16 protein-coding genes and 1 pseudogene are annotated in these 17,480 nt (G+C 72.3%); 10 read left to right on the forward strand and 7 right to left on the reverse strand.

Features of this window, described 5'->3' with window-relative positions; genetic code table 11:
• The first annotated feature begins 5 nt into the window (after positions 1-5).
• Together ACOKGD_RS12035 and ACOKGD_RS12040 are read left to right on the forward strand one after the other, a co-directional pair.
• Positions 6-824, forward strand: coding sequence for a class I SAM-dependent methyltransferase (locus ACOKGD_RS12035; RefSeq protein ID WP_342337722.1), 819 nt, complete (start codon positions 6-8; stop codon positions 822-824).
• Positions 821-2,317, forward strand: coding sequence for a carboxylesterase/lipase family protein (locus ACOKGD_RS12040; RefSeq protein ID WP_342337721.1), 1,497 nt, complete (start codon positions 821-823; stop codon positions 2,315-2,317). The genes ACOKGD_RS12035 and ACOKGD_RS12040 overlap by 4 nt, the downstream gene beginning before the upstream one ends.
• A 2-nt stretch (positions 2,318-2,319) precedes the next feature.
• Here ACOKGD_RS12040 and ACOKGD_RS12045 read toward each other — a convergent pair whose 3' ends face one another.
• The 4 genes from ACOKGD_RS12045 to ACOKGD_RS12060 form a co-directional block, all read right to left on the reverse strand.
• Positions 2,320-3,426: an FUSC family protein gene (locus tag ACOKGD_RS12045; protein WP_342337720.1), complete on the reverse strand. Its 1,107-nt coding sequence runs from the start codon at positions 3,424-3,426 to the stop codon at positions 2,320-2,322.
• Between the two features lie 27 nt (positions 3,427-3,453).
• Positions 3,454-4,605, reverse strand: a complete 1,152-nt coding sequence (locus ACOKGD_RS12050; protein WP_342337719.1) for a CAF17-like 4Fe-4S cluster assembly/insertion protein YgfZ — start codon at positions 4,603-4,605, stop codon at positions 3,454-3,456.
• Entirely contained in the window at positions 4,605-5,210 is a 606-nt protein-coding gene (locus ACOKGD_RS12055; RefSeq protein ID WP_342337718.1) for an FABP family protein, read from the reverse strand. The genes ACOKGD_RS12050 and ACOKGD_RS12055 overlap by 1 nt, the downstream gene beginning before the upstream one ends.
• A gap of 198 nt (positions 5,211-5,408) precedes the next feature.
• The gene (locus ACOKGD_RS12060; protein WP_342337717.1) at positions 5,409-5,702 is read right to left on the reverse strand and encodes a hypothetical protein; all 294 of its coding nucleotides are present in this window, start codon (positions 5,700-5,702) and stop codon (positions 5,409-5,411) included.
• A 172-nt stretch (positions 5,703-5,874) separates the two neighbouring features.
• On the opposite strand from ACOKGD_RS12060, the gene ACOKGD_RS12065 reads away from it, so the two are divergent.
• From ACOKGD_RS12065 to ACOKGD_RS12100, 8 genes are all read left to right on the forward strand, one after another.
• Positions 5,875-6,558 carry a winged helix-turn-helix transcriptional regulator gene (locus ACOKGD_RS12065; RefSeq protein ID WP_342337716.1) on the forward strand — a complete coding sequence of 228 codons (684 nt, stop codon included), beginning with the start codon at positions 5,875-5,877 and terminating at the stop codon, positions 6,556-6,558.
• 50 nt (positions 6,559-6,608) lie between these two features.
• A complete protein-coding gene (locus ACOKGD_RS12070) occupies positions 6,609-8,780 on the forward strand; it encodes an RNA degradosome polyphosphate kinase (RefSeq protein ID WP_342337715.1) in 2,172 nt (723 codons plus the stop codon).
• Positions 8,777-9,718: an NUDIX hydrolase gene (locus ACOKGD_RS12075; protein ID WP_342337714.1), complete on the forward strand. Its 942-nt coding sequence runs from the start codon at positions 8,777-8,779 to the stop codon at positions 9,716-9,718. The genes ACOKGD_RS12070 and ACOKGD_RS12075 overlap by 4 nt, the downstream gene beginning before the upstream one ends.
• Before the next feature lie 200 nt (positions 9,719-9,918).
• The gene (locus tag ACOKGD_RS12080) at positions 9,919-11,031 is read left to right on the forward strand and encodes a phosphate ABC transporter substrate-binding protein PstS (RefSeq protein ID WP_342337713.1); all 1,113 of its coding nucleotides are present in this window, start codon (positions 9,919-9,921) and stop codon (positions 11,029-11,031) included.
• A gap of 155 nt (positions 11,032-11,186) precedes the next feature.
• The gene (gene pstC / locus ACOKGD_RS12085) at positions 11,187-12,173 is read left to right on the forward strand and encodes a phosphate ABC transporter permease subunit PstC (protein WP_342337712.1); all 987 of its coding nucleotides are present in this window, start codon (positions 11,187-11,189) and stop codon (positions 12,171-12,173) included.
• On the forward strand, positions 12,173-13,255 hold the full coding sequence (pstA, locus tag ACOKGD_RS12090) for a phosphate ABC transporter permease PstA (protein WP_342337711.1): 1,083 nt from the start codon (positions 12,173-12,175) through the stop codon (positions 13,253-13,255). Before pstC ends, pstA begins: the two co-directional genes overlap by 1 nt.
• A 31-nt stretch (positions 13,256-13,286) precedes the next feature.
• Positions 13,287-14,066, forward strand: a complete 780-nt coding sequence (gene pstB, locus ACOKGD_RS12095; protein ID WP_342337710.1) for a phosphate ABC transporter ATP-binding protein PstB — start codon at positions 13,287-13,289, stop codon at positions 14,064-14,066.
• Between the two features lie 86 nt (positions 14,067-14,152).
• On the forward strand, positions 14,153-15,211 hold the full coding sequence (locus ACOKGD_RS12100) for an N-acetylglucosamine-6-phosphate deacetylase (protein WP_342337709.1): 1,059 nt from the start codon (positions 14,153-14,155) through the stop codon (positions 15,209-15,211).
• On the opposite strand, the gene ACOKGD_RS12105 is transcribed toward ACOKGD_RS12100, so the two are convergent.
• The 3 genes and pseudogenes from ACOKGD_RS12105 to ACOKGD_RS12115 all read right to left on the reverse strand — a co-directional run bounded on the left by ACOKGD_RS12105 (position 15,195) and on the right by ACOKGD_RS12115 (position 17,424).
• Positions 15,195-16,091 (reverse strand): aminodeoxychorismate lyase, encoded by an 897-nt coding sequence (locus ACOKGD_RS12105; protein ID WP_342337708.1) that lies wholly within the window; start codon positions 16,089-16,091, stop codon positions 15,195-15,197. The genes ACOKGD_RS12100 and ACOKGD_RS12105 overlap by 17 nt on opposite strands.
• A gap of 29 nt (positions 16,092-16,120) precedes the next feature.
• Positions 16,121-16,570 (reverse strand): annotated as a pseudogene (locus ACOKGD_RS12110) (carbohydrate ABC transporter permease); the annotation flags it as partial.
• Between the two features lie 224 nt (positions 16,571-16,794).
• A complete protein-coding gene (locus tag ACOKGD_RS12115; protein WP_342337707.1) occupies positions 16,795-17,424 on the reverse strand; it encodes a DNA-directed RNA polymerase subunit beta in 630 nt (209 codons plus the stop codon).
• Between the last annotated feature and the right edge of the window lie 56 nt (positions 17,425-17,480).

Consider the following 17,480-nt stretch of genomic DNA (forward strand, 5'->3'; position numbering starts at 1 on the left):
GGGGTATGCCGACGCACGAGGGACGCCCCACCCGCGGGACGACCGGCACCAACCGCCTGCGTCGTGTGGACCGCTGGATCGCACAGCTCCCCGAGTTCCGCGGCGCGGCGGACCCGCTCGTCGTCGACCTCGGCTACGGCGCCAACGGCGTGACGACCCTCGAGCTCGAGGCGCGCCTGCGGAGGGCACGCGCCGACGTCGAGGTGCTCGGTCTGGAGATCGATCCGGATCGCGTCGCGCGCGCGAGCGCGCAGCTGGCCGCCACGCGCGCCGGTGAGACGGCCTTCGCGCCGGACGCCCGGGTGTCGTTCGCGCGCGGCGGCTTCGAGGTGCCGATCCCCGGGGGCCGGCGCCCCGCGGTGATCCGCGCGTTCAACGTGCTGCGGCAGTACAACGAGGACGACGTGGCCGGCGCGTGGAGGCGCATGGCCTCGCGCCTCGCGCCCGGGGGTGTGCTCGTCGAGGGCACGTGCGATGAGATCGGGCGCGTGTGCAGCTGGATCGACGTGTCGCCCGCCGCCGAGCCGCTGCGCCTCACCCTGTCGCTGCGACTTGCCGACCTCGAGCGTCCGGGCATCGTGGCCGAGCGCCTGCCGAAGGCCCTGATCCATCGCAACGTGCCCGGCGAGCGCATCCACGACCTGCTCGCCGCCCTCGACCGGGAGTGGGAGCGCGCGGCGCCGCTCGGCACGTTCGGGGCGACGCAGCGCTGGGTGGCTGCCGTGTCGGCGCTGCGGGCCGGGGGTGTGCCGGTGATCGGCGGCCGGGCCCGCTGGCGCCTGGGGGAACTGACCGTGCCGTGGGAGAGTGTGAGGCCTCTATGACCCTGACCACCGACCCGCCCGTTGTGGCGATCGACGCCGGGCGCGTGCGCGGCCTCTGGCGCGGCGAGCCGGGCGCGCCCGATCGCTCCGCGGCGTTCCTCGGCATCCCCTTCGCGCAGCCGCCGGTCGGCCGCCTGCGCTTCGCGGCTCCTGTGCCGCCGGAGCCGTGGGACGGCATCCGCGACGCCCTCGCGCACGGGGCCACCGCGCAGCGGGGCGACCCCGGCGAGACCCTCATCCCCGAGCCGTCGATCCCGGGGCGCTCCACGCTGAACGTCGACGTGTTCACCCCGGCGCCCGGTGATCCGACGGCGGGGCTGCCGGTGGTGGCCTGGATCCACGGCGGGGCGTTCATCAGCGGATCGCCCGCCTCGCCCTGGTACGACGGGCGCGCGTTCAACCGCGACGGCGTCGTGACCGTCAGCATCTCGTACCGCCTCGGGTTCGACGGCTTCGGGCACATCCCCGGGGCGCCGTCGAACCGCGGTGTGCGCGACTGGCTGGCCGCCCTCGAGTGGATCCAGGCGAACATCCGCGCCTTCGGCGGCGATCCGTCGCGCGTGACGCTCGCCGGCCAGTCGGCGGGCGGCGGCGCCGTGCTCACGCTGCTCGGGATGCCGGTCGCGCAGCCCCTGTTCGCGGCCGCGTGGGCGATGTCCCCCGCGCTGAGCGACATCCCGCAGGCGCAGGCCGAGCGGGCCTCGGCGCGCCTGGCCGAGCTGACGGGCGTCGAGCAGACCCGCGACGGCTTCGCGGCGCTCACCGAGAAGCAGATCCGCCACCAGCAGCAGGGGGCAGCGCGCCCGGATGCGCGCGACCGCCTCGCCGCCCTGCGCGCCACGCTGCAGGGCGCGCTTCGCCTGGGGCCCGTCGTCGACGGCGACCTGCTGCCGCGGACCACCCTCGAGGCCCTCGCCGCCGGCGTCGGATCCGACAAGCCGCTGGTGCTCGGCACAACCGACGACGAGTTCACCTTCGTGACCGACTCGTACGCGCGCCGGCTGCGGATGCTGCCCGCGACCCTCGCCCTCGCGGTGGTGGCGACGTCGCGGCGGCGCCTGCGGACCTACCTGGCGGACAACCGCCCGCAGCGCCGTCTCGGCGCCGCCGCGATGCTCGGCCGCTACGCGACCGACATGATCTTCCGCACCACCGCCGTCCGGGTCGCCACGGCGAGGGGCCGCGGGGCCTCCCCCACCTGGCTCTACCGGTTCACGTGGCCCTCGCCGGTGCGCCGATGGGCGCTGCACTGCCTGGACGTGCCGTTCTGGTTCGACTGCCTCGACGAGCCGCACGTGCCGGCGCTCGCCGGCGACGCGCCGCCCCAGGACCTGGCCGACGCCGTCCACGGCGCGGCCCTCGGGCTCGCGCGCTCCCACGACCCGGGGTGGCCCGCGTGGTCGGCGTCACCCGGGACGACGCGGATCTTCGGCGGCGCGGACGAGCACGCGGTCGACGCCGACGGCTACCGGAGCGTCCGCGCCCTGATCTGAGGTCAGATGCGCGGGATCGCCGCGCGCGCGTCCGCCGGCGCCATACCGGTCGCGATGAGCAGGTCGACGACCATGGGCCGCAGCGCCGAGAGCAGCGCCTGATGACCGAGCGGGGCGCCCGGCAGAAGCTCGGCAGGGTCGAGGCGGCGCGCGATGGCGAGCACCGCGTCGCGCGCCTCGGGGCAGCGCGAGGGATCGTCGAGCGTGGCGCCCACGAGCGACGCCGCGGCGGCGATGTCGGCGAGGAGGTCGGCCGCGACGGGGAGCGCCTGCCGGTCATCGGTGAGGTAGACCACCCGCCGCCCCACCACGCGGAGGCTGCGGGTGGCGAGGTCCATCTGATCCAGGATCAGCGCCTGACGGTCGAGCTCGGCGCGTCGCCCGCGGAGGAACGGCGAGACCCGCGCCACCGAGCGGCCGGTCTCGAGCGACTCGCGCCAGGTGGCTCCGACGGACTCGAGCGCGCGCGCCTTCTCGAGGCCCCGCTCGGCCCGCAGACGGTCGCCGCGGCGCAGCGCCGACACCATCCGCGCGGCGGCCGCGTCGAACCCCGCGAAGTACGCCCGGGCGTCGCGCAGCGCGTGCGCCTGGGGGTTGCGCGGCAGCAGCGCGGTCACGAGCACCGCCAGCGTGCCGCCGATCACCCCGTCCAGCAGGCGGGAGAACGGGATGCCCGTCAGCGGCAGCAGCATCGCGATGGTCGACTGGATCGCCGCGGCGATCGCGAAGCCCGGCGAGGGCGAGAGGAAACGCGCCACGAGCAGGGTGGCGGCCAGGGTCACGGCCAGCTGCCACCAGCCGGTGTCGAACACCAGGCGCAGGGCCTCGGCGACGAGGATGCCGGTGAGCATGCCGATGACCGTCTCGACCACGCGCTTCGGGCGCGCGTCGCGGGCGAGACCGAGGCTCGAGATGGCGACCGTGATCGCGATCATCGGCGTCGCGTGCCCGAACACGTGCACGCCGATCAGATAGGCGCCCGTCGCCGCGACGACGATCTGCGCGACCGGCAGCCACGACTCCCGCAGGCGCTCGAGGCCCGGGCGCGGCGAGAAGCGGCCCCGCCAGGTGACCGGCACGGCCTGGGTGAGCGGCTGCGAATCGGTCATCCGCCGATCATCCCCGATTCCGCAGGGTCAGCGTGCCGGATCCTGTGCGACCGGCCGCCGCGACAGCCGCGTCAGACGCGGGACGTCGGCGGTGGCGCCGGCATCGGCGGGCACGATGATCTCCTGCGCCGCCGCGATCCGCGAGCCGTCCGATCGGATCTCGAGGGTCGCGTCGCCGGGCACCCGGCGGGCCAGCACCGCGAGCGCGACGGGCCCGAGCTCGTGATGGCGCACGCTGCTCGTGACGTGGCCGACCTCGGTGGCCTCGCCGTCGGCGCCGGTCTGCAGCACGGCCGTTCCCGGCGCGGGCAGCACGCTGTCGCTGCCGTCGAGGTGCAGCAGGGTGAGCCGGCGCGGCGGGTGACCGAGGTTGTGGACCTTCGCCACCGTCTCCTGGCCGCGGTAGCAGCCCTTGTTCAGGTGCACGGCCGAGCGCAGCCAGTCGTACTCGTGCGGGATCGCCCGGTCATCGACCTCGCGGCTCCACCGCGGCCGCCAGGCGGCGACGCGCAGGGCCTCGACCGCGAGCAGACCGGCGAGCTCGACGCCTGCGAGTTGCGGCAGGGCCGCGCGATCGACGACGGCCTCGACCCAGGCGTAGTCGGCGCCGGGGTGCGAGGCGGGGGCCGCATACTGCCAGCCGCCGGCGGCGACCGAGCGCCAGGGGTCGGCCCACAGCAGCGGGATGCCACCGGGCACCTGCTCGGTCGTGTGCGGCCGGTACGCGACCGGCGCGATCGCGCGCTCGGCGGATCCGTGCTCGAACAGGCCCAGGATCGCGAGGTCGTCGCGGACGCGAACCTCGACCTTCGAGCGGAAGCGCATCATCGTGAGCCACTTGGCCAACCCGGCGACATCGCCCGCGTCGGCCAGCAGCCAGGTCGAGGCTCCGTCGTCGAAGACCCCGGCGGCGTGCTCGACGCGGCCGTGCGGGTCGAGCACCAGCAGCTCGGTCGACTGCCCGAGCGGCAGGCTCGCCAGCGCCTGCGACGTGATCGAGTCGAGCCAGGTCAGGCGATCGGGCCCGGCGACCTCGATGACGCCGCGGTCGTCGAGCGGCGCGACGGCCTCGCCCGCGGCGAGGCGGCGCTGCTCGCGGACAGGATCGCCGAAGTGCGCGATGCCGTCGTCACCGACCACGGCCCCTGCGCGATCGGCGAAGAACGGCCGCTCGCCCATCAGGAGACCTTCGCGAGGCGGGCCGAGGCGTGCGAGCCGAGGTCGCGGCCGAGGGCGGCGATGTCCCACGCCCACAGCAGGTGGCCCTCGACGAGGCCGTAGATGCGGGTCGCCGCGGCGTACTGACGGGCGTTCGCGGTGCGCACGACGGCGTCGGTGGCGAGGTCGATGCGCGCGGCCTTGACCTGGCCGAGGTACAGCTCGCTCACGCCGTCGGAGTGCACCAGCGCCACCTCGAGGTCGAAGCCGCCGTCGGCGTTGCGCAGCTGCTCGACGTCGTCGGCGGTGCGCAGCGCCTCGGCGCCGAGCGGCGGCAGCAGCCCGGGGCCGGGCTCGGCCGCCGTGGCGGGCCGGGCGAGGCGCCAGAAGCCGGTCTCCGAGTTGAGCGCGCGCGAGGGCGTGCCGTCGGACGCGGCCAGGAACGCCGAGGCCGAGTAGTTCAGGAAGGGGCCGCCGTCATGGCTGAAGCTCACGCGATGCGTGAACTCGCCCTCGTAGTGCGTGTCGCCCACGTGGTAGTCGATGACACCCGTTCCCTCCCACACGCCGATGAGCCACGCGAGGGGCACCAGGTCGGCGGGGAGGTCGGTCGGCAGCTCGATCATGCCGATGCCCGTCAGCGCTGGCCGCGGAAGAGGTTCCAGACCACCGCGCCGGAGATGAAGGCGATCGCCAGGCTCGCAAGGCCCAGCAGCCCGACGAAGAAGAGTTCGAGCGCAACGAGATCCATGCCCAGAAGTCTAGCCCCGGCGGCCGCCGGCGGTCTCGCGGGGGTCTTTCGACGTCGAGCGACCGCCGTCGGATCAGGCGGCGGTGGTGATCGACATGATCAGCGTGATCAGCGCGACGATGCCGAGGATCGTGATGCCACCGAGGGCCGCGACGCTCACGCGGGCGATGAAGCCGTCGGCCCGGCCGTCGATGAGGTGGGCGACGAAGGCGCACACCATGCTGGCGCCCCCGGCGAGCGCGAACCACCAGAAGCGCAGCTCGAACGGCACGAACACCGCGATCACGACCGCGACGACCAGCGCGAACACCCACGTGACCGCGATCGCGCCGTAGCGGCGGCGGGGTGCGAGCTCGGGGATCGTCATGGCGCCATTCTCGCTGGCGACGCGGGATCCCGGCAAACCCCCCGCCGAAGTCGTCCCGTGTCGCGGCTGCCGATGCGCGGCCGCGGGGCACCCTATGATTGGGGCCACGACGCGGAACCCCACCGCGACGATGCCAGGGCGCGGCCCCCACCCGCGCCGGTGAGGACTTCGCTTGGCCCAGCTTCTCGTCTTGAGCTCCGCCCCCGGCGGAGGGCCCGTCCTGCCCGCGCTCGAGCTGCTGAGCCACCGCGTCCGCCAGATCCCGGCCGAGCCGGCCCAGCTGGTAAACGCCCCCAGCGCCGACGTCGTCTTCGTCGACGCGCGCGGCGACCTGGTCGCGGCGAAGTCGCTCTGCAAGATCCTCAACACCACGGGGCTCGACTCGCCGCTCATCGCGGTCGTCACCGAGGGCGGCCTGACCGCGGTCTCGAGCGACTGGGGCATCGACGACGTGATCCTGGTCACGGCCGGCCCCGCCGAGCTCGACGCCCGCGTGCGCCTGGCCGTCGGACGCCGCTCGACCGAGCAGACGAGCACGCGGATCCAGACCTCCGGCGTCACGATCGACGAGTCGTCGTACTCGGCTAAGGTGCACGGCAAGCCGCTGGATCTGACCTACAAGGAGTTCCAGCTGCTGCACTTCTTCGCGACGCACCCCTCGCGGGTGTTCACCCGCGAGCAGCTGCTGAGCGAGGTCTGGGGCTACGACTACTTCGGCGGCACGCGCACGGTCGACGTGCACGTGCGGCGGCTGCGCGCCAAGCTCGGCGACCTGGAGCAGCTCATCGGCACGGTGCGCAACGTCGGCTACCGCTTCAACGTGTACGAGGACGAGCAGGCCGCGGCCGACGCGTGAGCCGCACCGCAGTTAACGTGGGCGTCACCGGTGAATGGCAGGATGGCGGCATGATCGACTCCGCCATCGTGGACTCCGGCATCAGCGACGCCGAGGACGACGACTTCGACACCGCCATCGAGGTCCCCGACGCCCAGCTGCCCGAGAACCGCTACCTCGACCGCGAGCTGAGCTGGCTCGCGTTCAACCAGCGGGTGCTGGAGCTGGCGGAGGACCCGAACACCCCGCTGCTGGAGCGGGCGAACTTCCTGGCGATCTTCGCGAGCAACCTCGACGAGTTCTTCATGGTCCGCGTCGCCGGCCTCAAGCGCCGCATTGTGACGGGCCTCGCCGTTCCCACCAACGTGGGCACGTCGCCCGCCGAGGCCCTCTCCGCCATCTCGTCGGCCGCGCACGCGCTGCAGGTGCGTCACGCCCGGGTGTGGAGCGAGCAGGTGCGCCCCGCGCTGGCCGAGGCCGGCATCCAGGTCGTGAGCTGGGACGACCTCGACGCCGCCGAGCACGCGACGATGTACGACTACTTCCAGGCCAAGGTCTTCCCGATCCTGATGCCGCTGGCCGTGGACCCGGCCCACCCGTTCCCCTACATCTCGGGCCTGTCGCTGAACCTGGCCATCCGGATCCGCAATGCCCGGACGGGACGCCAGGAGTTCGCGCGCCTGAAGGTGCCGCAGATGATGCCGCGCTTCGTCGAGGTGCCCGGCGACGGGGCGAGCAGCACGCGCTTCCTGCCGCTCGAGGAGCTCATCGCCCAGCACCTGGACGACCTCTTCCCCGGCATGGAGGTGCTCGACCACCACACGTTCCGCCTCACGCGCAACGAGGACATGGTGATCGAGGAGGACGAGACCGAGAACCTCATCCAGGCGCTGGAGGCCGAGCTCCTGCGCCGCCGGTTCGGCCCGCCCATCCGCCTCGAGATCGGCGACGACATGGACGCGCTGACGCTCGACCTGCTGATCAAGGAGCTCGACATCACCGAGCAGGAGGTCTATCGCCTGCCCGGCCTGCTCGACCTCCGCTCGCTGTTCAGCGTCGCCGGCATCAGGCGCCCCGAGCTGCGCTACGCGCCCCACGTGCCGACCACGGCCCTGCCGTTCCAGCCGGTCGACCAGGAGCCGCGCCCCGACATCTTCGCGGCGATCCGGAAGTCGGACGTGCTGGTGCACCACCCGTACGAGTCGTTCGCCACCAGCGTGCAGGCGTTCCTCGAGCAGGCCGCGCGCGATCCGCACGTGCTCGCCATCAAGCAGACGCTCTACCGCACCTCGGGCGACAGCCCCATCGTCAAGGCGCTGATCGACGCGGCCGAGGCCGGCAAGCAGGTGCTCGCGCTGGTCGAGATCAAGGCCCGGTTCGACGAGGCCAACAACATCGTCTGGGCACGCAAGCTCGAGAAGGCCGGCGTGCACGTGGTCTACGGTCTCGTCGGCCTCAAGACCCACTGCAAGCTCGCGCTCGTGATCCGCGAGGAGAAGGGCGAGCTGCGCACCTACAGCCACGTCGGCACGGGAAACTACAACCCGAAGACCAGCCGCCTGTACGAGGACTTCGGCCTGTTCACCGCCGACCCGCAGGTCGGCCGCGACCTCACCCGCCTGTTCAACGAGCTGTCGGGCTACGCGATCGAGAAGAAGTTCAAGCGCCTGCTGGTCGCTCCCCTGCACCTGCGCAAGGGCCTGCTGCGGCTCATCGACCGCGAGGCCAAGAACGCGCTCGACGGCAAGCCCGCGCACGTGCGGATCAAGGTCAACTCGATGGTCGACGAGCAGATCATCGACGCCCTGTACCGCGCCAGCATCGCCGGGGCGAAGGTCGAGGTCTGGGTGCGCGGCATCTGCTCGCTGCGCACCGACCTGCCGGGCGTGAGCGACAACATCACGGTGCGCTCGATCCTGGGTCGCTACCTCGAGCACTCGCGCATCTTCGCGTTCGAGAACGGCGGGGAGCCCGAGGTCTACATCGGCAGCGCCGACATGATGCACCGCAACCTCGACCGCCGCGTCGAGGCCCTGGTGCGGGTGACCTCCCCCCCGCACGTCGGCGAGCTGCTCAGCCTGTTCGAGCTGGCGATGGACGAGCGCGTGAGCTCGTGGCATCTCGGCGAGGGCGGCGTCTGGACACGCCACAGCGTCTCGGACGACGGCAAGCCGCTCGTCGACCTGCAGGACCGGCGCATGTCGACGATCAAGCGCCGCCGTCAGGGGCGCGCGATCCGATGAAGGCCGATCTCGCGGTCTACGCGGCCGGGGGCGTCGTCTGGCGCGTCCTCGACGGCAAGCTGCGTGTGCTGCTGATCCACCGCACCAAGTACCGCGACATCACGCTGCCCAAGGGCAAGGTCGACCCGGGCGAGATGCTCGCCGAGACCGCGGTGCGCGAGATCTTCGAGGAGACGGGGATCCGGACCGCGCTCGGCGTGCCCCTCGGCGTCTCGCACTACCACCTGCCCAACGGCAAGCAGAAGATCGTGCACTACTGGTCGGCGCCCGCGACCGACGAGGCGATCCGCGCCAGCGCGTTCGTGCCCAACGACGAGATCTCCGGGCTCGAGTGGGTGAGCCTGAAGAAGGCGCACACACGGCTGAGCTACCCCGTCGACATCGAGATCCTGGAGAGCTTCGAGCGGCTCGTCGACGACGGCGTGCTGCACACCTTCCCGATCATCGCGCAGCGGCACGGCAAGGCCCTCACCCGCGACGAGTGGAACGGGCGCGACGCCCTGCGGCCGCTGCACCCGCGCGGCAAGGCGCAGGCCAAGGCGATCGTGGGGCCCCTGCGCGCCTTCGGCGTGCGCCGCGTGGTCTCGAGCACGGCCGTGCGCTGCGTCGCGACCGTCGCCCCGCTGGCCAAGGCCCTGGGCACGCGCGTGCGCGAGACGGACCTGATCAGCCAGGACGCCTGGGAGGACGGCACGTCGGACGTGCGCGAGGTCGTCGGCCGCCGCGTGCGCTCCGGGAAGCCGTCGGTGCTGTGCAGCCACGGCCCGGTGCTGCCGGACATCCTCTCGGAGCTCGCCCTCGCCACCGGCACGATCCGCGGCTCGTACCTCTCGGACGCCGCGGCCCTCGAGACGGGGTCGTTCAGCGTGGTGCACATCTCGGCCACGAACCCCGGATCCGGGATCGTCGCCATCGAGACGCACGCCCCCAAGGCCTGACGGGTCTTCACGGCGCTCACTCAGGAAGCCCGGAACGCGCGCCCGCCCGCGTGATTCCGGGCTTCTGCGCGCGGGATCCGGGGTCGTTCACCTTGCGTTAACCGCCACAGCGCACTCTCTTCACCGTCCCCTCCTACGTTCACGGTGTGCCCTGCGACGAGGCCGGCACGTCCCAGAAACCCTGATCGAACGGACACACAGTGAAGATCACCCGTCTCACCACCATCGCCGCGCTCGGCGCTGTCGCCGCGCTCAGCCTCGCGGGCTGCGCGGCGAACGAGACCGCCGCCCCCGCGGGCGACGACACCACCGCCCCCGAGGGCACCACCACCCTCGCGGGCACGATCGAGGCCACGGGCTCGTCGGCGCAGGGCTCGGCCCAGGAGGCATGGGTCGCCGCATTCCAGACCGAGAACGCAGACGCCAACGTGCTCTACGAGGCCACGGGCTCGGGCGTCGGCCGCGACAACCTCAAGGCCGCCGCGTCGAACTTCATCGGCTCGGACCGCGCCTTCACGCAGGACGAGATCGCCGCGGGCGGCTTCGGCGCCTGCGCGAGCGACGACATCGTCGAGGTCCCGAACTACATCTCGCCGATCGCCATCGCGTTCAACCTCGGCGACATCAAGACGCTCAACCTCGACGCCGACACGATCGCCAAGATCTTCGCCGGCGAGATCACGAAGTGGAACGACCCGGCCATCGCCGCCCTCAACGAGGACGCCGACCTGCCCGAGACGATCATCACGCCCGTCCACCGCGCGGACGCCTCCGGCACGCAGGAGACCTTCCAGAAGTACCTCGCCGCCACGGCGCCCTCGGTCTGGACGCACGAGCCCTCCGACGAGTGGCCGCTGCAGTCGGGCGAGGGCGCGGACGGCACCTCGGGTGTCGTCGACGCGATCTCGGCCGGCGACGGCTACATCGGCTTCGCCGACGCGTCGCGCACCTCCGAGCTCGGCGCCGTCGCGGTCCAGAACGGCGACGAGTTCGTCCCGTACTCGGCCGAGGCCGCCGCCGCGCTCGTCGAGGCCTCGCCCCTCGAGGAGGGTCGCGCCGACCACGACCTCGCGTTCGACGTCGACCCGTCCGCCGCGCCGGCCGGCTCCTACCCGATCGCCCTGGTGTCGTACCTCATCGGCTGCGTCGAGTACGACGACCCGGAGGTCGCCTCGCTCGTCAAGGGCTACTTCCAGTACGTGACCTCCGAGGAGGGCCAGCAGGTGGCCGCCGACGCCGCGGGCGCCGCTCCCCTCTCGGCCGGTCTGATCGAGAAGGTCTCCGCCGCGATCGACGCGATCGTCACGGAGTGATCCGCACCGCCTGATCTCGTATCGGCACCCGGTGCCCTCGCGCTCCCCTGTGGGATCCTCGTCCTCGAGGAGCGCGAGGGCGCCGGCCCGTTCCGGCTCAGCCGGCCCCTCGCCCGACCCGAACGACCCGAGCACCCTGAGGAGTGGGATCTCCCATGACCACGACCATGACCGAGCCGGAGGCCCCGCCGGCTGAGCCCGGCACGCCGCCGAAGGCCGTGAAGCGGCTCGGCGACCGCATCTTCTCGGGCACCGCGCTCGGATCGGGACTCGTCATCCTGGTGACGCTGGCGGCCGTCGCGCTGTTCCTCGTCATCCAGTCGCTGCCGGCCTTCCAGGCCGACACCAGCGACAACAACATCCTCAAGGGCGAGTCGTTCTGGACCTGGGTGGGGCCGATCGTGTTCGGCACGGTCTGGGCCGCCGCGATCGCGCTGGTCATCGCGACGCCGATCGCCCTCGGCATCGCCCTGTTCATCTCGCACTACGCCCCGCGCAAGCTCGCCGGCGTGATCGGCTACGTCATCGACCTGCTGGCCGCGGTGCCGTCGGTCGTGTTCGGCCTGTGGGGCGCCCTCACCTTCGCGCCGGTGCTGGTGCCGTTCTACCGGTGGCTGAACGAGAACCTCGGATGGATCCCGCTGTTCGCGGTCGACGACGGCACCGCCACGTCCGGCTCGGGCAAGACCATCCTGACCGCCGGCCTGGTGCTCGCGGTGATGATCCTGCCGATCATGACGGCCATCTGCCGCGAGATCTTCCTGCAGACGCCGAAGCTGCACGAGGAGGCCGCCCTGGCCCTCGGCGCCACGCGCTGGGAGATGATCCGCATGGCCGTGCTGCCCTTCGCGCGCAGCGGCATCGTGTCGGCCGCCATGCTCGGTCTCGGCCGCGCCCTCGGCGAGACCATGGCCGTGGCGATGGTGCTCGCGCCGTCGTCGCTGGTGACCTTCCAGCTGCTCAGCACCGTGAACCCGTCGACCATCCCCGCCACCATCGCGCTGCGCTTCCCCGAGGCCCACGGCGACGGCACCGCCACCCTCGTGGCGGCCGGTCTGATCCTGTTCATCGTGACGTTCGCCGTCAACTTCCTCGCGCGCTGGATCGTGGCACGCCGGGCCGAGTTCTCCGGAGCCAACTGATGTCCGCCCCCGCCGCCGCCCCGCGCCTCTCGACGCTCACCTCGGGCCGCCTGCCCCAGGGCATGCCGTGGATCCTGCTCGCGTTCGCCATGTTCATCTCGGGCGTCGTCTTCGCCCTCGTGAACACCACGGGCGACCCCGCGCAGTTCAACATCGCCGGCACGCTGGTGCTCGGCATGGTGATCTACCTCGTCGCGATCACCGTCGTCTCGAGCATCGCCGAGAGCCGCCGCCACGCCACCGACCGCCTGATGACGGCGCTCGTCGCGGGCGCGTTCGTCCTCGCGCTGGTCCCCCTGGTCTCGGTGCTGTACACCGTGGTCGTCGAGGGCTTCGCGCGCATGGACGGCGAGTTCTTCAGCTTCTCGATGCGCAACATCGTCGGCGCGGGCGGCGGCGCCGTGCACGCCATCTGGGGCACGGTCCTCATCACGCTGACCGCGACGGTCATCTCGGTGCCGATCGGCATCATGACCGCGATCTACCTCGTCGAGTACGGCCGCGGGAAGGTCGCGAAGACGATCACGTTCCTCGTCGACGTCATGACCGGCATCCCCTCGATCGTGGCGGGCCTGTTCATCTACGCCGTCTTCTCGCTCTTCATCAAGCCGGGCATCTCGTTCGGCTTCATGGGCGCGCTGGCCCTCACCGTGCTGATGATCCCGGTCGTGGTGCGCGGCACCGAGGAGATGCTGCGGATCGTCCCGAACGAGCTGCGCGAGGCGGCCTACGCCCTCGGCGTGCCGCGCTGGCTGACCATCCTCAAGGTCGTGCTGCCCACGGCGATCGCCGGCATCACCACCACGGTGATGCTCGCCATCTCGCGCGTCATCGGCGAGACCGCGCCGCTGGTGCTCACCGCCGGCATCACCCCGAACCTGAACGTGAACCTGTTCGACGACCCGATGATGACCCTGCCGGTGTTCGCATTCTTCAGCTACGACCAGCCGGGCGTCGACGTCCAGGCCTACCTCGACCGCGCATGGGCGGCGGCCCTCACCCTCATCCTCATCGTCATGGTGCTCAACCTCGGCGCGCGACTGATCGCCAAGATCTTCGCGCCGAAGATGACCGGCCGCTGACCTTTTCGACTGACCTGCGAAAGAGAATCTGATGTCCAAGAGCATCGAAGTCAACGACCTCAACGTCTTCTACGGCGACTTCCTCGCCGTGGAGGGGGTGTCAATCGACATCCAGCCCCGCACCGTCACGGCCTTCATCGGGCCGTCGGGCTGCGGCAAGTCCACGTTCCTGCGCACGCTCAACCGCATGCACGAGGTCATCCCCGGCGCGCGCGTCCAGGGCGAGGTCCTGCTCGACGGCGAGGACCTCTACGGCCAGGGCGTCGACCCCGTGATGGTGCGCCGCCAGATCGGCATGGTGTTCCAGCGGCCGAACCCGTTCCCTACGATGTCGATCCGCGAGAACGTGCTGGCCGGCGTGACGCTGAACAACAAGCGGATCTCGAAGGGCGACGCGGACGACCTCGTCGAGAAGTCGCTGCGCGGCGCGAACCTCTGGAACGAGGTCAAGGACCGCCTCGACCGCCCGGGTTCCGGCCTGTCGGGCGGCCAGCAGCAGCGCCTGTGCATCGCGCGCACGATCGCCGTCTCGCCCCAGGTGATCCTGATGGACGAGCCCTGCTCGGCCCTCGACCCCATCTCGACCTTCGCGATCGAGGAGCTCATCAACGAGCTCAAGAACGACTACACGGTCGTGATCGTGACGCACAACATGCAGCAGGCCTCGCGCGTCAGCGACCGGACGGCGTTCTTCAACATCGCCGGCACCGGCAAGCCCGGCCGGCTCATCGAGTACGCCGACACCTCGACGATCTTCACAACGCCCTCGGTGCAGGCGACCGAGGACTACGTCTCGGGCCGCTTCGGGTGATCCCTGGCGCCGGTCAGCCGGCGCCCCAGACGGACGGCCTCGCCCTCGGGCGGGGCCGTCCGCCGTTTCTGCGGGAGGATGAGGGCATGACGCTCATCGCCGCGGCTCGCGTGATCGACGGTTCCGGATCGGACGGGCCCGGCTGGGTGCGCCTGGCCGGCGGACGGGTGGTCGAGCGCGGGGACGGCGCTCCCGCCGACGCCGACCGCACTGTCGACGCGATCCTCCCCGGGTTCGTGGACGGCCACGTGCATGGCGCGCGCGGGGTGGACTTCGCCACCGTGGGCGCGGATCCGGCCGAGGCCATCGCCTGGCACGCCGGGCGCGGGTCGACGACGCTCGTCGCCTCCCTCGCGACCGGGTCGCCGGCCGACCTCGTCGCGCGGCTGCGCGAACTGGCGCCGCTGGTGCACGCGGGGACGCTCGCCGGGCTGCACCTCGAGGGGCCCTTCCTCAGCGCGGGGCGTCGCGGGGCGCACAACCCGGATCTGCTGCGGTCGCCCGCGCCCGCCGAGATCGACGCGCTGCTGGAGGCCGGCGACGGAGGCGTGCGGATGATCACGCTCGCCCCCGAGCTGCCCGGGGCGCTCGAGGTCGTGCCGCGGCTGGTCGAGGCGGGTGTGCGCGTCGCGATCGGGCACACCGAGGCGCCCGCGGACGTCGTCTCGCGCGCCGTCGATCTCGGCGCCTCGATCGTCACGCACCTCTTCAACGGCATGCCGCCCCTGCACCACCGCGCCCCCGGGACGGTCGGCGTCGCGCTGGGCGACCCGCGTCTCGCGGTGGAGCTGATCGGCGACGGCGATCACCTCGACGACCGCGTGCTGGATCTCGCGCTGCGCGACTGCGCCGGACGCGCGATGCTCGTCTCCGACGCGATGGCGGCGGCGGGCCTCGGCGACGGCGACTACACGCTGGCGGGCTCGGCGGTGACCGTGCGCGACGGCGTCGCCCGCGCCGCGGACGGCGCCATCGCCGGATCGACCTCGTCGGTCTCGGACGCGGTCGAGCGCCTGCTCGCGCGCGGGGCGGATCCGGCGCTGATCGCCGAGCTCACGGCGGTCGCCCCGGCCCGGGCGCTCGGGCTCGAGGTGCCCGGCCTCGCCGTCGCCCTGGAGGGCGGCCGGGTCAGTCGCGTGGGCTGAGCAGGTAGGCGTTCATCGCGGCGGTGAGCTCGCGATCGACCCCGAGGGCCGCGCCGTCGAGATGCGTGACCGGCACGGCGAGACGCACGCTCGAGACGAGCCACATCGCATCGGCGTCGGCGAGCGAGCCGGCGGGGACGTGCTCGTAGTCGGTGGAGTGGCCGTTCTCCTCGAGCCAGTCGAAGACGCTGAGCTGGGTTGTGCCCTGCAGGATCCCGCCGGTCGGCTCGGGCGTGATGAACCGGTCGCCGCGGCGCAGGATCACCGACGCCGTCGGCGCCTCGAGCACGTAGCCGTCGGTGGTGAGGAAGATCGCGTCATCGGCGCCGCGCCGGTGCGCCTCGCGCAGGGCCGCCATGTTCACGGCGTAGGACAGGGTCTTCGCGCCCAGCAGCAGCCACGGGGCGCGGGTCGCGGCGCGGCTGTCGAGCCCCCGGTCGAGGGTGGCGACCTTGATGCCCTCCACGCGCGCGCGCGAGTGGTCGGGCACGGGCGAGGCGGTCACCCACGCGGTCGGCCCCTCGAGACCGGTCGCCGCGCGCTCGACGCCGCGGCTCAGGATGAGCTTGATGGCGCTCTCACCCGGCGGGCACTCGGCGGCGGCGCGGTCGACCGCCGCGCGCCACTGCGGGAGGTTCGGCGCCGGCAGGTCGCAGAGGCGGGCCGAATGCGCGAGGCGCTCGAGGTGCGCCTGCACCTCCTGCGGGTGGCCGTCGACCACGCCGATCGTCTCGAAGATGCCGTCGCCGCGCTGCGTGCTCAGCTCGCCCACGCTCAGCGCGGGCGCGTCCGGGTCGATCACCGCGAGGGTGTCGTCGTAGCCGTCGCGGAGGTCATCGGCCGCCGCCGGGGCGACGAGGAGGGCGAAGCGCCAGGTCATGTCCCGAGCCTAGAACCTCGCCCGACCCGTCAGCCCTTGACCGCGCCGCCCAGCCCGGCGCTCGCGAGGAACGTGCGCTGGAACAGCAGGAACAGCAGCACGGGGATCAGCGTCGCGATGGCGAGCGCGGCGAGGAAGACGCCGAGCTCGGTCGATCCGGCGATCGCCGGCAGGCGCACCGACAGCGGCTGGATGGACGGCTCCTTCAGCACCAGCAGCGGCCAGAGGAAGTCCTTCCAGCTCGCGATGATCGCGAACACCGAGACGACGCCGAGGATCGGCTTCGACATCGGCAGCACGATGAGGGCGAAGATCCGGTACGGGCCCGCGCCGTCCATGCGGGCGGCCTCGAACACCTCGCGCGGGAGGGTGTCGAAGAAGCGGCGCACCAGCAGCACGTTGAACGCGCTCGCGCCCGCCGGCAGCCAGACCGCCCAGAAGCTGTTGATCAGCGACCGCCCGAGCAGCATCGGGCCGAGGCCCGCCGGCAACCCGCGGCGAAGCGGGGCGATCCGGCCGACCGCATGGCCTCGGGCCTAGCCTGCGGAATCCCCACGCAGTGCCTGAACGTGAAAAGCCGGACCGCAGAAAACGCCTCTCGGCGCAAGGCCGCTCGGAGCGGCGAATATTGGAGCCCGGGGTTTGCTGCGGCCCGACTGAATCAGTTTAACAAGAGCGCGGCGCGGGTATTCCCGGCGGTGGCTCAGGTGAGGGAATCGCGGCGCCAGAGCCGCGCGGACACCGTGAGGTCGGTGGCGTAGGTCGCCAGCCGCAGCGCCCGCCGGGTGAGCTCACTGGACCGCTCGGGTTCGGTGGCCTCGTAGTCGTCCGCGAGGTGGGTGGCTCCCGACGCCTGCACGCGGCAGAACGCGGCCGCGCGGTCGAGGGCCACGGCGAAGTCGCCCTGGAACGCACCACGCAGGATCGCGTCGATCAGGGCGACGAGCTCGGTCGGGCTCGCGGGGACGGGCGCGCCGGCGACGACGGCGTCGGCGGAGTGCAGCTCGACGCGGCCGCGGTCGTAGAGCAGGGCCGCGGTGGCGGGGTCGTCGTGGATGGCGACCTGCAGCAGGTAGAGCCGCCACAGCGATCCGGGCAATGTCGCGGCCGGCGAGCGCGACCACAGCTCCGCGATGTCGTCGATGCCGTGCTGGCGGGTGAAGGCGATGAGGCGGTCGACCGTCTCCGGATCCTGCTCCTCGCGCACACGGGAGAGCAGCACGGAGGCGGTCGAATGCGCCGCCCGCGAGATCTCCGCCGGATCCGGTGCCTCGAAGAGACGGTCGAAGGTCTCCGACGGGCGCTTCACGGGCTTGTGGAAGTCGTCGGTCATCCTTCAAGGCTATGCCCGTGTTCCCGTGCGCGGGCGGAGTGCCGGGGCCACGTAAA

Origin of the sequence: Microbacterium phosphatis (assembly GCF_049177115.1) — a bacterium.
In the GTDB taxonomy this organism is placed as follows: Bacteria; Actinomycetota; Actinomycetes; order Actinomycetales; family Microbacteriaceae; genus Microbacterium; species Microbacterium phosphatis.

Bases quoted from the DNA above. Each gene is read 5' to 3' on its own strand.
- ACOKGD_RS12040 (WP_342337721.1), top strand. From the start codon at position 821: ATGACCCTGACCACCGACCCGCCCGTTGTGGCGATCGACGCCGGGCGC.
- pstB (WP_342337710.1), top strand. From the start codon at position 13,287: ATGTCCAAGAGCATCGAAGTCAACGACCTCAACGTCTTCTACGGCGAC.
- ACOKGD_RS12075 (WP_342337714.1), top strand. From the start codon at position 8,777: ATGAAGGCCGATCTCGCGGTCTACGCGGCCGGGGGCGTCGTCTGGCGC.
- ACOKGD_RS12070 (WP_342337715.1), top strand. From the start codon at position 6,609: ATGATCGACTCCGCCATCGTGGACTCCGGCATCAGCGACGCCGAGGAC.
- ACOKGD_RS12055 (WP_342337718.1), bottom strand. From the start codon at position 5,210: ATGATCGAGCTGCCGACCGACCTCCCCGCCGACCTGGTGCCCCTCGCG.
- ACOKGD_RS12060 (WP_342337717.1), bottom strand. From the start codon at position 5,702: ATGACGATCCCCGAGCTCGCACCCCGCCGCCGCTACGGCGCGATCGCG.
- ACOKGD_RS12105 (WP_342337708.1), bottom strand. From the start codon at position 16,091: ATGACCTGGCGCTTCGCCCTCCTCGTCGCCCCGGCGGCGGCCGATGAC.
- ACOKGD_RS12045 (WP_342337720.1), bottom strand. From the start codon at position 3,426: ATGACCGATTCGCAGCCGCTCACCCAGGCCGTGCCGGTCACCTGGCGG.
- pstC (WP_342337712.1), top strand. From the start codon at position 11,187: ATGACCACGACCATGACCGAGCCGGAGGCCCCGCCGGCTGAGCCCGGC.
- ACOKGD_RS12050 (WP_342337719.1), bottom strand. From the start codon at position 4,605: ATGGGCGAGCGGCCGTTCTTCGCCGATCGCGCAGGGGCCGTGGTCGGT.
- ACOKGD_RS12115 (WP_342337707.1), bottom strand. From the start codon at position 17,424: ATGACCGACGACTTCCACAAGCCCGTGAAGCGCCCGTCGGAGACCTTC.
- pstA (WP_342337711.1), top strand. From the start codon at position 12,173: ATGTCCGCCCCCGCCGCCGCCCCGCGCCTCTCGACGCTCACCTCGGGC.
- ACOKGD_RS12100 (WP_342337709.1), top strand. From the start codon at position 14,153: ATGACGCTCATCGCCGCGGCTCGCGTGATCGACGGTTCCGGATCGGAC.
- ACOKGD_RS12035 (WP_342337722.1), top strand. From the start codon at position 6: ATGCCGACGCACGAGGGACGCCCCACCCGCGGGACGACCGGCACCAAC.